The organism is Nocardia sp. NPDC049737 (assembly GCF_040674755.1).
In the GTDB taxonomy this organism is placed as follows: Bacteria; Actinomycetota; Actinomycetes; order Mycobacteriales; family Mycobacteriaceae; genus Nocardia.
In genome coordinates this window covers 198,472-213,696 of sequence record NZ_JBFANH010000013.1, presented here as the reverse complement: position 1 = coordinate 213,696, position 15,225 = coordinate 198,472, and the positions used below count along the sequence as shown (strand labels likewise).

The window sequence follows — 15,225 nt, the reverse complement described above, 5'->3', positions numbered from 1 at the left end:
CGAACGCCAACACACCTTCGAACAAGCCGAGCATCTCCGGGACTACTTCCTAGCGTTTGTCGTTACATCTCAACCCCCCCAGGCACCGTCATGTACTCAGCTCGACACCACCGGCAGCAGTTCATCCAACGGCACTATCTCGGCCGATTCGGGCACCACGACCTCGGCGGAGGTGACCTGCTCGAGCACCACCGCCCGCAGATCCGCCAGCTGGGCGGTATCGATGGCGGCCAGCGTGGCCCGATCGGCGATCAGATGCGTCACCCACCCCTCGGCGAGCGAGGCACCCAAGTCTTCGACGCTGCGTAGCACGATCCTGGGCACCACGATCAGTCCGGCACCGGTCGCACCGGCGCTCACCAGCTCGAGCAGCATCGCCGCCGAATCGGACCGGCCGTGCTGGAAGGTGCGCGATTCGAAGGTCAGGCCGGTGCGCAGGCGCAGGCGATCGGCCGCGGTGGCCAGCTCGTCGTAGCTCATCCGCACCCCGGTCGCGGCAATGACGAGGGCCGGATCGGATCCGCTGAGCACCCCGGTCCGATTGGCGTGGTTGACCGGTCGCAGCGATTGCGCGGAGATTTCGGCACTGGTCGCGGCATCGTCGAGACGCAGCCATTCGATGCCGTCACCAACCGGACCCGCACCAATGGTCAACCCGACCCGCACCGAAGGCTCATCCGGTATCGAAGCTTCCGCGGGCAGCAGTACCAGCGCCGCACCCGCCTTGAGTACCGCCCACGCGGCCACCGCCCAGTCGGCACCGCGATCCAGCCGGATCGCCACCCCCGCCCCCGGACCGCATCCACGCCCGATCAGCACCCTGGCCAGCTGAGACGACTTGGCGTCGAGTTTTCGGTAGGGCATTTCCTGCTCGCCCCACACCAGCGCGGGTGCGTCCGGATCGTCCTCCACGGCGGCGGTCAGCAGGTGGGTCAGCTCGGTGCCATCGGTGGTCGCCGTGGCATCGGTCGCGGTGGGCACCAGATCCTGCTCGTCGACAATATCGATGCCGCCGATACGCACGCCCGGATCGGCGACTACCGCGGTCAGAATGCGCTCCAGCATGCGTCCGAGTCCGCGCACCGTCGATTCTTCGAAAAGGTCTGTGGCGTAAGTGAATACCGTGACAAGCTCGTCCGGCGTCCCATCCGCCCGCAGGCGCGGTTCGACGACCACCTGCAAATCGAACTTCGCGACGACATCGCCCGCATCCAATGCCGCGACGGTCAGTCCCGGCAGTTCCAGACTCGGTTGTTCGAGATTCTGGAAGACGAGCATTACCTGGAACAACGGCCGCCCCGGGGAGACCACCTCGACCACCCGCTCGAACGGCAGATCCGCATGCGCGAATGCGGCCAGATCCGTCGCACGCGTCTGCTCGACCAGCTCGTCGAATGCCATGCCGCGCTCGACCGATGTGCGCAGCGTCAGCGTATTGACGAACATGCCGACCAACTCGTCCAGCGCCCGCTGACCACGCCCGGCAACCGGCGTGCCGATGGCGATATCCGAACCACCCGACAGCCGGGCGAGCAGCACGGCCAGCGCCGCGTGCACCACCATGAACACCGAGGATCGATGCTCGCGTGCAATCCGGATCAGACCCTCGTGCACCTCGGCCGGCATGGTCCAGCCGATCGCCGCGCCGCGGCCCGACGACGCTACCGGACGTTGCCGATCCAGCGGCAGCACCGGTGCGTTCGAGAGTCCGGCGAGCTGCTGACGCCAGTACGCCAATTGTCCTGCGGCCACCGAGTTCTCGTCGTCATCGGTGCCGATGACCTTGCGCTGCCAGAGCGCGAAATCCGCGTACTGCACCGGCAGTGGCGACCAGCCGGGTGCCGCACCACCGACGCGGGCGAGATATGCGGTCACGAGATCACGGGCCAATGGGGCAAGCGAGGCACCGTCGGCCGAAATGTGGTGCACCACAACGACGAGCACATACTGGTCCCCGTCGGCCAATAGCCGAGCCCGCACCGGAACCTCTTCGGTCACATCGAATCCGGCCGACACCAGCTCGACGACCCGACCGAGCACATCGGTGACGGTCTCGACCTCCAGTCCATCGGGCAGCACCTCGGCGGCAGGCAGAATCTCCTGATACGCCTGTCCGCCGGTACCCGCCGTCGGGAACCGGGTGCGCAGCGCCTCGTGTCGCACCAACACGTCCTCGACGGCCTGTCGCAACGCCGCGACATCGAGCTCGCCGGTCAACCGGATCGCGAACGGCAGATTGTATGCCGGAGATTCCGGATCGATCCGATTGAGCACCCACATCCGTTGCTGGGCAAGGGAAAGCGGCACCAGCTCCGGGCGCTCGGTTCGGGTGAGCGGTACCCGCTCGGCGGTGGAACGGCCCGCACCGGGGATGATTCCGGCGGCGAGTGCGGCGACAGTCGGGGTCTCGAACAGGTCGCGCACGGCGACACCAGGGGAATGGCCGCCGGTGGGGTTGGTAAATACAGCATCGAGCGCATCGTTGATACGCGCGACGACCCGGGTGGCCAGCAGGGAATTACCGCCGAGTGCGAAATAGTCGTCATCGAGGCCGACCCGCTCGATGCCCAGCACCTCGGCGAAGACGGCGGCGACGATCTCCTCTGTCGCAGTGATCGGGGCGCGGAACTCGCGTGCGGCGAAGGTCGGCGCGGGTAGTGCCTTGCGATCCAGTTTGCCGCTGGTGTTGAGCGGGAAGGCATCCAGCACCACAATGGCGGCCGGAACCATATACGCCGGAAGCACTTCGGCCACCGCGGCCCGAAACTCCTGCGGTTCGACCTGTTGCCCCGGCCGCGGCACCACATATCCGACCAGCTGATCACCGGTCGCCACCAGCGCCGCAGCTTGGCTGACCGAAGGTTGGGCGAGTAGCGCGGTCTCGATCTCGCCGAGTTCGATGCGCTGACCACGGAACTTCACCTGGAAGTCGCTGCGGCCCAAGTACTCCAACCGGCGCGGATCTTCCCGCCACACCACGAGGTCACCGGTGCGATACATCCGAGCCCCAGCGGTGAACGGGTCGGCGACGAAACGATCCGCCGTGAGATCCGGTCTTGCGACGTACCCGCGCGCCAGCTGCACCCCGGCCAAATACAGCTCACCGACCGCTCCCGCCGGCACCGGTCGCAATCGCGAATCCAGCACGTAGACCTGCGAATTCCACTGCGGCAGGCCGATCGGCACGGTGGTCTGCTCGCTCGCGGACGCGCGCCATGCGGTAATCGACACCGTCGCCTCGGTCGGCCCGTACAGGTTGTGCACAGCCGCATCCGATACCGCACCCAGCGCGGTCACCGTCTCCGGCGGCAATGCCTCACCGATCACGAAGATATCGCGCAGTGTCGGGCAGGACCCGGGAGGTAGATGTGCGGCGAATACCGTCAGCATGGACGGCACGAAGTCGGTGACAGTGACACGTTGCGCGGCAATCGTTTCCGCGAGATACACCGGATCGCGGTGACCGTCGGCAGTGGCCACTACCAACTTCGCACCGGCCCGCAACGGCACGAAGTACCCCCACAGGGACACGTCGAATGTGGTGGCGGTCTTCTGCAGATACACATCGTCGGAACCGAGCGGGTAGTGCGCGAGCATCCACTCGATCTGGTTATTGATGGCCGTGTGGGTGACCGCAACACCTTTCGGGCGGCCGGTGGAACCCGAGGTGAAGATGACGTACGCGGGATTTTCCAGCGAAACCGGACGCAGCAGTTCCGTCGGCAGCACCGGATCGCCCGAGAATGCTGTCAGCTCACCGGTATCCAGGTAAACGAGCGGCGTATCCGATACCTCGACGACATCCGCGGTCGTGGTCAGCACACAGACGGGTGCGGCGGTATCGAGAATATGCGCTATCCGCTCCGCCGGATGGTCCGGATCCAACGGCACATACGCACCACCGGCCGTGACGATCGCATACATGCCGACCACCAGGTCGATCGAACGCCGAACTGCCAGTCCCACTAGTGCTTCCGCACCTACGCCCCGCTGGATCAACAGCCGTGCGAGCCGATTGACCCGCTCATCGAATTCGCGATAGGTGAGCTCGATCCCCTCGTAGGCCACCGCGATCGCATCCGGATGTGCCTGCACGGCACGGCGATATCCGTCGAGCAGCAGTTCCGGGACGACCGGGTGCGCGGTGTCGTTCCAGTCCCGCAGCATCCGCTGCCGCTCGGCGGGCGCGAGCAGTTCGATTTCCCCGACCACCCGGTGCGGATCCTCGGCCACCGCCGCCAGCACCCGATTCAGGCGCTGAGCGAACCCGGCCACCGTAGCTTCGTCGAAAAGGTCGGTGGCATAGGTGAACGATGCCGCAAGACCGTTCGCCGCACCATGGTCCTCGCGCGGCACGACGGTCAGCTCGAGATCGAACTTCGCCTGCACCACACCCAGATCGATGCCGGAAACGGTGAGGCCGGGCAACTCCAGCTCGGGCCGCTCCATGTTCTGGAACGTCAGCATCACCTGGAACAGCGGATGCCGGGCCATCGAACGCACCGGGTCGAGCAGCTCGACCAATCGCTCGAACGGCACATCCGCATGTCCGAAGGCCGCCACATCGGCGCGCCGGAAGTTACGCAGCAAATCGTCGAACGATAGTTCGGGGTCGACCTCGCCGCGTAGCACCAGCGTATTGACGAACATTCCGATGACATTGTCGAGTGCGGCATCCCCACGACCGGCAACAGGGGTTCCGATGGCGACATCGGTGGTTGCCGCCAGTCGGGACAGCAGCACCGCGAGCACCGCGTGCACCACCATGAATAGCGTCGAATGATGCTCGCGGGCAATCCGTTCGAGCGCGGTATGCACCTCGGCGTCGATCTCGAAGGCGAAGACGGCGCCGCTACTGGACAGCACCGCCGGACGCGGCCGATCGGTGGGTAGCGCCAATTGCTCGGGCAGTCCGGCCAATTCGGTGCGCCAGAAGGCGATCTGCTGCGCCAGCAGCGATTCCGCGTCGTCCTCCGCGCCGAGCATCGCACGCTGCCAGATCGCATAATCGGCGTACTGCACGTCGAGCTGCTGCCACTGCGGCCCGGCACCGCGCACCCGAGTCGAATAGGCGGACATCAGATCCCGCGCCAGCGGCCCCATGGAGAAACCGTCGGCCGCGATGTGGTGCACCACGCACACCAGCACCTGCTCGGTCTCACCCAGCTTTACCACGCGCAGCCGGATCGGCGGCGCGACGGCGACATCGAAACCCGCGACGGCGGCGCTGATGACCAGCTCGGGCAACTCGGCCGCGCTCGCGGACACCACCTCGAGCTCCGGCACCGCGCGAGCATCATCGATCGGCAAGACGACCTGCATCCCCGCGCCATCGATCTCCGGATACACCGTACGCAGTACCTCGTGCCGCGCCACCAGATCGCGCGCCGCCGCACGCAGCGCCTCGACATCGAGCACCCCGGACAAGCGCACCGCCAGCGGAATGTTGTTGACACCGCTGGTCGGATCGAAGCGGTTCAGGAACCACATGCGCTGCTGTGCGTAGGAGAGCGGAATCCGATCCGGGCGCGGTTGCGCGCGCAAAGTATGTCCGGCCGCCGCAAGTACTGTCACGCGCTGCGCGAGTTCGGCGACTCCGGGTGCCTCGAATACCAACTGCACCGGCACCCGGGTGCCCAGCGCGGTACCGATACGCGCGGCGGCCCGCGCGGCCAGCAGCGAGTTGCCGCCGAGTTCGAAGAAGTCGTCATCAGCACCGACTTCGAAGAAGTTGTTATCAACACCGACTTCGAAGAAGTTGTTATCAACACCGACTTCCACACCGTCGGCACGCAATAGCTCCGCGTACACCTCGGCAACGACCTGCTCTTCTCGTGTGGACGGCGCACGGAACTCCCGCGCCTCGAAAACCGGATCGGGCAGCGCGGCGCGGTCCAGCTTGCCCACCGGCGTAAGCGGTAGTTCGTCGAGTACCACAATGGCCGTGGGCACCATGTACTTCGGCAGCTTTCGCTCCAGCGTGGCCACGAGCTCGGCGGTATCCACGATGGCATCGGTGCGGGGCAGCACATAAGAGACGAGCGCGGTCGTCCCAGAAGGCAATGTCTTGCCGAGCGTGGCCGCGAAATCCACATCCGGATGCGTGGTGAGCGCGTTATCGATCTCCCCGAGTTCGATGCGCAGACCGCGAATCTTCACCTGGAAATCGGACCGGCCCAGGTACTCGAGCACACCGGTTTCATTGCGCCGCACCAGATCTCCGGTCCGGTACAGTCGCGCACCCGGCGCACCGGCTTCCGCGCCGAACGGACTGGCCACGAACCGTTGCGCGGTCAGCTCGGGACGTCCGAGATAGCCCTGTGCGAGCGCGGGTCCGCCCAGATACAGCTCGCCGACGACTCCCGATGGCACCGGCCGCAAGCGCGAATCGAGCACAAAGGCCCCGACCCCGGCGACGGTGCCGCCGAGCGTGACCGGTGTGCCGGGTTCCATCTGACCGGTCGTGACCATGACAGTGACCTCGGTCGGGCCATAGGCATTGAAAACGGCCCGCCCGTCCCGCGCCCAGCGCTCGACGAGTTCGGCGCCGAGCTTGTCGCCACCGGTGACCACGACCCGCAGTTCGTCCAGTCCGGCCGGATCGACCGATCCCAGCGCACCCGGAGTGATCAGCAGATGGGTGACCCGTTCCCGGCGCAGCAGATCCGCGAGTTCGGCACCGCCGAATACCGTCGGCGGCGCGATCACCAGCGTCGCACCCGCCGAGAACGTGAAAAGTAGCTCCATCAGCGAGAAGTCGAAGCTCGGCGAACTCAGATGCGTCACCCGCGAATCGTCGTTCAGCGCATACCGCTGACCGATCGCGGCCAACCCGGCCAACCCGGCGTGCGTCACCACGACGCCCTTCGGTCGCCCGGTGGAACCGGAGGTGTAGATGACATAGGCCGGATGCCGCTCGTCCAAACGCCGCACCCGATCGGCATAGGAAACCGGCCGCTGCGGCTGTGCGGCAACCCGCTCGGCCACAACGGGATCATCGAGCTCGACCCAATCAACTGATGTGCCCAGCGCCGCGCGATGCGCCGCAGTGGTCAGACCGAGCGCAGCGCCGGAGTCCGCGACCATGTGCGCGATTCGCTCCGGGGGATAGGCCGGATCGACCGGGACATAGGCCGCGCCCGTCTTCGCGATCGCCCATACCGCGAGCACGGACTCGACCGAGCGGGCCAGCGCGGTAGCGACAATGTCACCGGGTCCGATGCCCCGCGCAATCAGTTCCCAGGCCAGCCGCGAAGACGCCTCGTCGAATTCGCGATAGGTCAACTCACGCTGGTCGGCCGGATCGCCGGTCGGGTTGAAGCGAACCGCCACCGCATCGGCGGCGGATTCGACGGCCGCGGTGAGCAGCTGTCCGAAGAGTGGGGCGCTGGCACGGCGCCGACGGTTGGTCCGAACAGATCGACTCGCTCTATCCATTCTCAACCATTAACCTTTCACATCTAACATACGCCAGAGGCGATCTGCCGCACGCGGAATTCCGCCGCCGCATTCGCTTCCTGCGCAATGCAATCGGGTAACCGTAGCGATGAGAGCTAACTGTCCGCGAACACGAAGTGCATGGCGCTAGCTCCGAATCCGTTGTGACACAAGCCCTCAAACTTCCCGGGACATTGATCGTTCAGCATTCGTCCCATGTTGTCCACTCGAGCGTTCACTTGCCAGTGCTACAGCCATCCGCGCCTGGTCGCCTGCACGCCCGCTTGGAACCGGGTGCTCGCACCGAGCCGCTCCAGCAGCCGCGCGGTGCGCCGGACCACGGTTCGACGGGACATGCCGAGTCGGCGCGCGATGGTGTCATCGGTCGCACCCAGGCCCATCAGGGTCAGAATCGCTTTATCCCGCTCGTCGAGTTCGTCGGCGGCCGGATTCACCGAAATCGGCGCCGCCAGCGACCACAGCACATCGAAAGTCTTCACCAGCAACCGCAATCCGGGCGATCCGGTAATGCGCAAACCCATCGGATCCGGGCGGCGCTCATCCGCGTGCAACACCAGGCTCGCCCGCTCGTCATCGCTGATGATCAGCTTGAACGGCGGCTCGGGCAGGGTGCGCGCCTGTGCCCCACTGGCATTGGTGGACAGCGCGTGCCGCAACCTTTCGGCATCCTGGTAAATAGTATCCTGATATAGCGTCTGGTAGCGGATGCCGTCACCGATCCGAGAGCGCTTGAGCAGGAACAGTTGTCGCTCGCGTTCCGGATCGCTGAGATAGGGACCGCGTTCGATCACCTTGACCGTGTGGCGGGCCGAGGTCTGGACCTCCTCGAAATCCGCGAGCATTTCCAGGCGTTCGAAAACCGGCACGATCGCGCCATTGGTGCGCGGTGAGCGGCGCACCGAGCGGAACGTCTCGCTCAGTCGCGCAGCCGCGGCGTGCATCTGGTTGATCTCGTGCTGCCTGCGCCGCGCCTCGGCCTCCGATAGCGATTCGGGGGCGTGCGCGTCCCAGATGGCCTCGCCGTCGGCGGAGAGTTGACCGACCGCGGCCTGCAGGTCGGTCAATACCTCCAGCGATGCGGCGGCGGTCTCCTTCGAGACGCCCAGATATTCGGCGACCTCGCCCAGGCTGGATCGCGGATGATGCACCAGCACGGCGTAGGTTCGCCCATGCGGTGATCCAGGCTCGAAGATATCGCCCAGCGCAGTCACAAAGCGAGCCTAACGACCGTACGGTCCCCACGGGGCCGTTGTGATCGTCGGAATATCAAGCCGGACAAGAAAATCAGTGCGCCGACGGGCCCCACTGCAGCGGCACACCCTTGGCCGCCAAGTACGGCATCGGGTCGACCTTGTTGCCGCCCTGATCCCAGATCTCCAGGTGCAGATGCGGTCCGGTCGAATTGCCGCGGTTGCCGACGGTGGCGATGACATCGCCCGCATTCACCCGCTGCCCGGCATGCACGAACATCTCATTGACGTGGCCGTAGACCGCGATGGTGCCGTCGTCCTGCTGGACCCGCACCCACAGGCCGAAGCCGGAAGCCGGGCCCGCCTCGATGACGGTGCCGCTGCTCACAGAGTGGATCGGCGCGCCGAGCTGATCGGCGAAGTCGAGGCCGTAGTGGAATTCGCCCCAGCGGGAACCGAATCCGGAGCTGATCTCACCGGCCACCGGACGCACCGCGGGTGCCGGGGTGAACTGCTGCTGCGCGCCCTTGAGGACCTGTTCGACCTGGGCGAGCGGGCCCGCGATCTCCGGCGGCAGATTGCTGATGCCGAACGGAGTGGGGACGGGGTCCGCGATCGGCGCGGCCACCGGAGTGGCGAGGGCCTGCGCGGCTTCAGCGACCGGGGCAGCGGCCTTGACCTCTTCGACGGGTAACTCGGCCGTGCCCTTGAACGTGATGGGCGCGGCGGCTTCCTCGTCCCCGTCGTGCGCACCCGGCAGGAGTGGGGCGGCAATTGCAGGCGCGACCTGGGCTGCGGTGCCGATGAGGGCGCCGGCTGCGACGGCGACACCGGCCGCGACCTTCACCCTGTCGCTGGTCGACGGCCCGGCGCGATGCCGCGTCGGCCGACCCGCAACGCCGTCGCCGATGAGGCTCATGACGGTTATGGAACTGGGGCCTACCCGATGCTGCGACAAAGCTGGTCCTAGCGCTCGACCTACAGTTGCTCAACGGCTTCGGAAAGTTTGTAACGTTTCGGCATCCGTTGTGACGGGAACTCTACCCCGCCGTGACCATTTCGCAACCTTCTCGGCAAAAGTCGCCGTTTAGGGCCTGGTCAGACGCCTGGGCCGGTATCACGATGCCGTGACCGATACGCCACAATGGACCGGTGATCCTCAACGAGTTGAGCGTTCCGATCGTGCTTGCGCCGATGGCGGGCGGGCCATCAACGCCGGAGTTGACGGCGGCGGTCTCCGCGGCGGGCGGGCTCGGCCTGCTGGCCGCCGGATACCTGACCGCGACCGATACCGCGGCGCGACTCGCGGCCACCCGAGAACTGACCACCGCGCCGTTCGGCGTGAACCTCTTCACCCCGGGCTCCGCCACCACGCCCGCGGATTTCGCCGATTACCTCGCCGAATTGGGCCACACCCACGAGGTCGGCACGCCGAAGTACGACACCGACGATTGGGACGCCAAGCTGGAGCTGCTCATCAAGGCGCCGGTCGCGGTGGTCACCTTCACCTTCGGCTGCCCGAGCGCCGACGAGGTCGCGCGGTTGCACGAGGTCGGTTCGGAAGTGTGGGTGACGGTCACCTCGGCCGCCGAGGGCCGCATCGCGGTCGCGGCGGGGGCCGATGTGCTGGTCGCCCAGGGCGCGGAGGCGGGCGGGCATCGCGCCACCTTCATCGATCGCGTCGCCGATGACGCCACCGATCCGCTCACCTTGCTCGCGCTGCTGCAGATTCTGCGCGCGACCGTCGACCTGCCGATCGTGGCCACCGGCGGCATCACCACCGGTGCCGGGATCGCGGCGGCGCTCGCGGCCGGTGCGGCGGGCGTGCAGCTAGGCACCGTCTTCCTGCGCTCGCCGGAGGCGGGCACCAATCCCGTGCACCGCGCGGCGCTCGGCGCCGACACTCCCACCATGCTGACCCGCGCCTTCACCGGTCGCCGGGCGCGTGGGCTGCGCAATCGGTTCATGGACGAACATTCCGCGACGGCACCGGTCGCATATCCGGAAATCCATTACGCCACAGCGCCATTGCGGGCCGCCGCACGAACAGCGAGCAATCCGGACGATGTGAACATGTGGGCTGGCCAGACCTACACGCTGGCACCCGAGCTACCGGCTGGTGAACTGGTCCGCACCTTGGCCGCAGATGCGAAAACCGCGCTGACCACAGCACTTTCGGGACGAATCCAGTCTTGTTGACAACAGTTTCCGTTTAGAATCGAGGGGCATCGCAACAGCCATCCAGGTCAGGAGAGCGCTATGTCCCTCGATGTTCCAACCGCCCTACTCGAACGCGCCGAACGCGGCGAGGTCGACGACGCCGACTTCGTCGAGGTCGTGCGGGTCTCCCTCCCCTACGCCTGGGAAGTCGTCAGCCGGGTGGCACGTGAGCTGCGTTCCGGCACAGCCGAATTCGCCGACAATGTCGTTCCACCACCCGACGAGGCGGCCCGCGGACAACTCCTGCGCGCCATGGCCTCCGATGCCATCCGCGGCGGCCTGGAACGCCATTTCAAGGTGAAGCTCGCCTTCCAGAACTGCCACCGCGTAGCGGCCTTCCCAATCGCCGCCGTCGGCGGCGAAACCTACTCCACCTTCATCGGGACTCGCGCCCAACTGCTCAATCAGAGCCCGGAATTCCGGTCCTGCTGAGCGCTGTCTAACAGGAGCCGGGTTCGCGCGCAGCCCGGCTCTTGTTTCGGCTCGAGCCCTGTCCGATACTTCCGTGCATGGGAGGAAAGCTGGCGCTCGTGGTGGGGTCGGAGTGCGCGGCACTTCCAAGTTTGGGTTTTCCCGGAGAACTGGCGGGCGAACTGTATTCGGCTTTGAGCGGGGCCGGCTGGCGGTCAGCCATAGACCACGACGGTCCCATGCTAAGTCCCACCATTGCAGAGTTCATCGGCGCACTCAACCAGGCCTTCGCCGCCGCGTCGGATCAGCAAGCGACTCTCCTGATCAGCTTTGTCGGTCACGGCACTGCCCTTGGCACGGACGACTTTTACCTGCTCGCCCTCGATTCACCGTCGACACCTGATTCCAGCATCGCGTTTCATCTGGCTCAGGGTATTCGGGAGAAGCTCAATAGATTCTCACCCGACGGCCTGATCGTCGTAATCGACGCCTGCGAAACCGAGCAAGGCGTCATCGGGTCCGCCCGCCGCTGGGTCGACGTGCTCGCCCACTCGTCAGGCCGGGTGGAACTGTTGGTGGCATCTGGCGACGGCCCCGCCTATTCCGGCTGCTTCACGCGCACCATGGTCTCGACCTTCTCCAGCGGCCTGGCAGCGAGTGGCGAATACTTGTTGCCCGCCGACCTCACCGGCCCCATCGCCGCCGCATGCACCCGTCAACAGCCTCGGCATCTGTCGTTCTCAGCAGGAGACGCTGCCACATTCGGCGATCCGGGTCTCTGGTTGGTACCCAACGCCGCTCGCCGCGACGACGCCGTCACCGGACGCCCCATTGCCGGATCCGTCGATCAACTCACCAGAGGCCTCGTGCTGACCGACGGCCTCCGCGAACAACTCTCGGCCGTGGTCGAAACCAGTGGTCGACTTCGGGCAGTCGTCGGCCCGGCCGGCTGCGGAAAGTCCACACTTATGGCGCTTTTGGTGCGTCCCAGCTTGGCCGACAATTTGGAAGACTTGTCGTCGCGATACATCACCGCTGCCGTCTTCCTGGATGTCACGGCGACCATCGAATCGTTCGCCACCGAACTCTCGGCCCAACTACGTCACCGCCTATCCGATTACGATGCCGCAATAGATGCGGTGGAGCGGGATCTCATCAGTCGAGGCGACGTCGAACTCGGCCTCTTCGACCGCACGGTCCGCGAGCCACTGGCTCGGCTCACAAAACCAGGCCGCCGGATCACTCTCATAGTCGACGGGCTGGATCAGCCAGCGGCCGGCAGCCGCGAACTCCTCGTGGCCGCGGTGTCTATGCTCACTCGCCGCAGCGACCTGGCCCACGTGCGAGTGATCGCCGGTATCCGCAGTGGTACTGGCCTCGAGGATGCACCGGAGCTCGGCCACATGCGGCGCATCAACTTGAAGCCCCCAGCAGCACACGACATCGCGGCGGCCGTCAAGATCAATTGGGACGGAGATCAGTCGACCGGATGGGCCGCAGCGTTCAATCGACTAGTGCACGAACTCGACGCGCAAGATCTAGCGGGTGGATGGCTCCTGGCGCGATTGCTTACCGAAATCGACCAGAGTACTTCCGACTCGAACATACTTGAAACCGTGGACCTCGACGCGCTCGTCCGGGAACGACTCAACTGCGCAGCCATCGATTCGGGAATCCATGCGACGACACTCGCCATACTGGTCGCATCCGGAGAGGGACCGGCTTTGCCCCTGGAACTACTCCGGTCCGCATTGGCGTCCCAAGGTATTGCCCTGAGCCACACACAGATCCGAGACATCGCTGTGCGCCTCGGCGCACTGGTGATTCGGGGTCGTTCAGGCACGCCGCAAGAAGCGTTGGGCATCGCTCACAGTGCATTGATTCCACCACTGACGGCAGCGCTGAACGAACTCGGCATCGACCTGGAAGAGCCGCATCGCAGCATCGCAGCCGCGATCGAGACCAGTACCGACGAGCAGGTAGCCGACTACGCGCGCGGATCGGCGGTGAGACACTACCTTTCGTTCGGCAATTCGGCCGGGGCGGTCAGCTATCTCACCGCCCTGAATTCAACACGCGCTGCTGATAATCGAGACCAGTGGGCTTCATGGATTCCGACCTTCATCGATGTGGTCGGACCCGACCGGGCCGACACCCTCGCCGCCCGAGGACACCTCGCGTGGTGGCGCGGCGAGAGCGGAGACGTATCCACGGCGATTGCCGAATTCGAGCAGCTCGAGGCCGACCTGCGGCGTGTCATGGGTCCAGACGCTCCCGAGACGTTGTCAGCCCGCGAAAGCCTGGCCCACTGGCATGGCGACCACGGTGATACCGCCACCGCCATCAGCGAACTCGAGCAACTCCTCGCCGACCGTCGGCGGGTGCTCGGAGTCGACCACCCGGACACCCTGCAGACCGCGCACAACCTCGCGTGGTGGCGCGGGGAGATCGGCGACGTTGCCGGAGCTATCACCGATTACGAACGGATCCTTCCCGCTCGACTCCACATCCTGGGGCCGGACCATCCCGACACCCTTCGAACCCGCAACAACCTCGCTCATTGGCGCGGCGAGAACGGCGACCTGAATGGGGCCATCGTCGAATACGAACATGTCCTTGCCGACCGACAGCGCGTGCTCGGGCCCGAGCATCCCGACACACTACAGACCGCACACAATCTCGCGAACCGACGCGGCGAAAACGGCGACCTGATAACGGCTATCACTGAATATAAGCAGATTTTGACGGACCGATCTCGCGTCCTTGGGCCTGATCACCCCAACACGCTCCGAACACGCAACACTCTTGCTCAGTGGCTCGGCGAGAACGGCGACATAGATTCGGCCATCATCGAATACGAGCAGCTACTGTCGGATCGCCAACGCATCCTGGGATCCGACCACCCGGACACCTTGACCACGCGCAACAACATGTCTTATTGGCGGGGCCGGAAGGCAAATGCCACCAGCGCCGTGGTCGAACTCGAACAACTGCTGGACGATAATATTCGCGCCCTCGGACCGGACCACCCACTGACCCTCATCACACGGAGCAACCTCGCCCATTGGCGCGGCGAGCAGGGCAACTTCACTACAGCTGCCGCCGAATACGAACAGCTTTTGATCGACCGATTGCGCGTCCTAGGCCCGGCGCACCCTGACTCCCATCGAACCCGCCGCAATGCGGCCTACTGGCGCAGCCGACACGACGACGGCGACGCCGTGTCAACCGTTGAACCGCAACAGCACCCTGGTCGACTCGACGTCCTCGGATCCGACCACCCCTAAGGGAGCACCTCGGCGATCATTCGACCGACGGACCGCCCCCGGACTCGCAGCTGCTGCCGTCGAAGCGGGAGAGCGTCGTACCTGATATCACGCGTAGTGTGAACTGGCATGAGCGGCAACGATCTTCGCGACGAGATCGATCGGCGGCTGCATCCCTGGCTGCCGCAACTCGGCTCCGATCGCGGTGCGTACACCAACCATGTGCTGCGGGTGCTGGAGCTATGCGATCTGTTGGACAGTGGCGCGGGCAGCTTGCCGAGCACTCGCGAGGAGTTCCGTACTGCCGCGGCGTTTCACGATCTGGGGATCTGGACCGCGGGCACCTTCGACTACCTGGCTCCCTCCGCCGACCTGGCACTGCAATGGCTCGACCAGATCGACCGCCCCGACTTGGCCGATCTGGTCGTCGCGATGATCGACGAGCACCACAAAATTCGATCCGCGGGTCCAGCCACCGACCCGATCGAGATCTTCCGCCGAGCCGATGCGATCGACGTCGAATACGGCCTGCTCGGCCGCTTCGGGATACCTCGCTCCGCCTACCGCGAACTGGCGAAGCGGTACCCCGACAAGGGCTTCCACCGCCGGTTGGTCCGACTGGCCGCTGAACGAATCCGGACGCACCCCACGTCACCACTGCCGATGCTGAAGTGGTGACG

General features: G+C 65.6%; 7 protein-coding genes. 4 read left to right on the top strand and 3 right to left on the bottom strand.

The genetic code is table 11. The features are described from left to right. Window positions 1-96: 96 nt before the first annotated feature. The 3 genes from AB0J47_RS19605 to AB0J47_RS19595 all read right to left on the bottom strand — a co-directional run bounded on the left by AB0J47_RS19605 (window position 97) and on the right by AB0J47_RS19595 (window position 9,567). Window positions 97-7,437: an amino acid adenylation domain-containing protein gene (locus AB0J47_RS19605; protein WP_364347342.1), complete on the bottom strand. Its 7,341-nt coding sequence runs from the start codon at window positions 7,435-7,437 to the stop codon at window positions 97-99. Between the two features lie 248 nt (window positions 7,438-7,685). Further along, window positions 7,686-8,669, bottom strand: coding sequence for a LuxR C-terminal-related transcriptional regulator (locus tag AB0J47_RS19600; protein ID WP_364347339.1), 984 nt, complete (start codon window positions 8,667-8,669; stop codon window positions 7,686-7,688). Window positions 8,670-8,742: 73 nt separating this feature from the next. After that, on the bottom strand, window positions 8,743-9,567 hold the full coding sequence (locus AB0J47_RS19595) for a M23 family metallopeptidase (protein WP_364347336.1): 825 nt from the start codon (window positions 9,565-9,567) through the stop codon (window positions 8,743-8,745). Window positions 9,568-9,800: 233 nt separating this feature from the next. On the opposite strand from AB0J47_RS19595, the gene AB0J47_RS19590 reads away from it, so the two are divergent. The 4 genes from AB0J47_RS19590 (at window position 9,801) to AB0J47_RS19575 (ending at window position 15,223) form a co-directional block, all read left to right on the top strand. Continuing rightward, window positions 9,801-10,847, top strand: a complete 1,047-nt coding sequence (locus tag AB0J47_RS19590; RefSeq protein ID WP_364347333.1) for a nitronate monooxygenase — start codon at window positions 9,801-9,803, stop codon at window positions 10,845-10,847. Between the two features lie 60 nt (window positions 10,848-10,907). Then, window positions 10,908-11,300: an SCO5389 family protein gene (locus AB0J47_RS19585; protein ID WP_364347330.1), complete on the top strand. Its 393-nt coding sequence runs from the start codon at window positions 10,908-10,910 to the stop codon at window positions 11,298-11,300. 218 nt (window positions 11,301-11,518) lie between these two features. Beyond that, on the top strand, window positions 11,519-14,566 hold the full coding sequence (locus AB0J47_RS19580; protein WP_364347327.1) for a tetratricopeptide repeat protein: 3,048 nt from the start codon (window positions 11,519-11,521) through the stop codon (window positions 14,564-14,566). Between the two features lie 108 nt (window positions 14,567-14,674). Beyond that, a complete protein-coding gene (locus AB0J47_RS19575; RefSeq protein WP_364347324.1) occupies window positions 14,675-15,223 on the top strand; it encodes an HD domain-containing protein in 549 nt (182 codons plus the stop codon). The last annotated feature ends 2 nt before the right edge of the window (window positions 15,224-15,225 follow it).

Bases quoted from the DNA above. Each gene is read 5' to 3' on its own strand.
- AB0J47_RS19605 (WP_364347342.1), bottom strand. From the start codon at position 7,437: ATGGATAGAGCGAGTCGATCTGTTCGGACCAACCGTCGGCGCCGTGCC.
- AB0J47_RS19595 (WP_364347336.1), bottom strand. From the start codon at position 9,567: ATGAGCCTCATCGGCGACGGCGTTGCGGGTCGGCCGACGCGGCATCGC.
- AB0J47_RS19585 (WP_364347330.1), top strand. From the start codon at position 10,908: ATGTCCCTCGATGTTCCAACCGCCCTACTCGAACGCGCCGAACGCGGC.
- AB0J47_RS19580 (WP_364347327.1), top strand. From the start codon at position 11,519: ATGCTAAGTCCCACCATTGCAGAGTTCATCGGCGCACTCAACCAGGCC.
- AB0J47_RS19575 (WP_364347324.1), top strand. From the start codon at position 14,675: ATGAGCGGCAACGATCTTCGCGACGAGATCGATCGGCGGCTGCATCCC.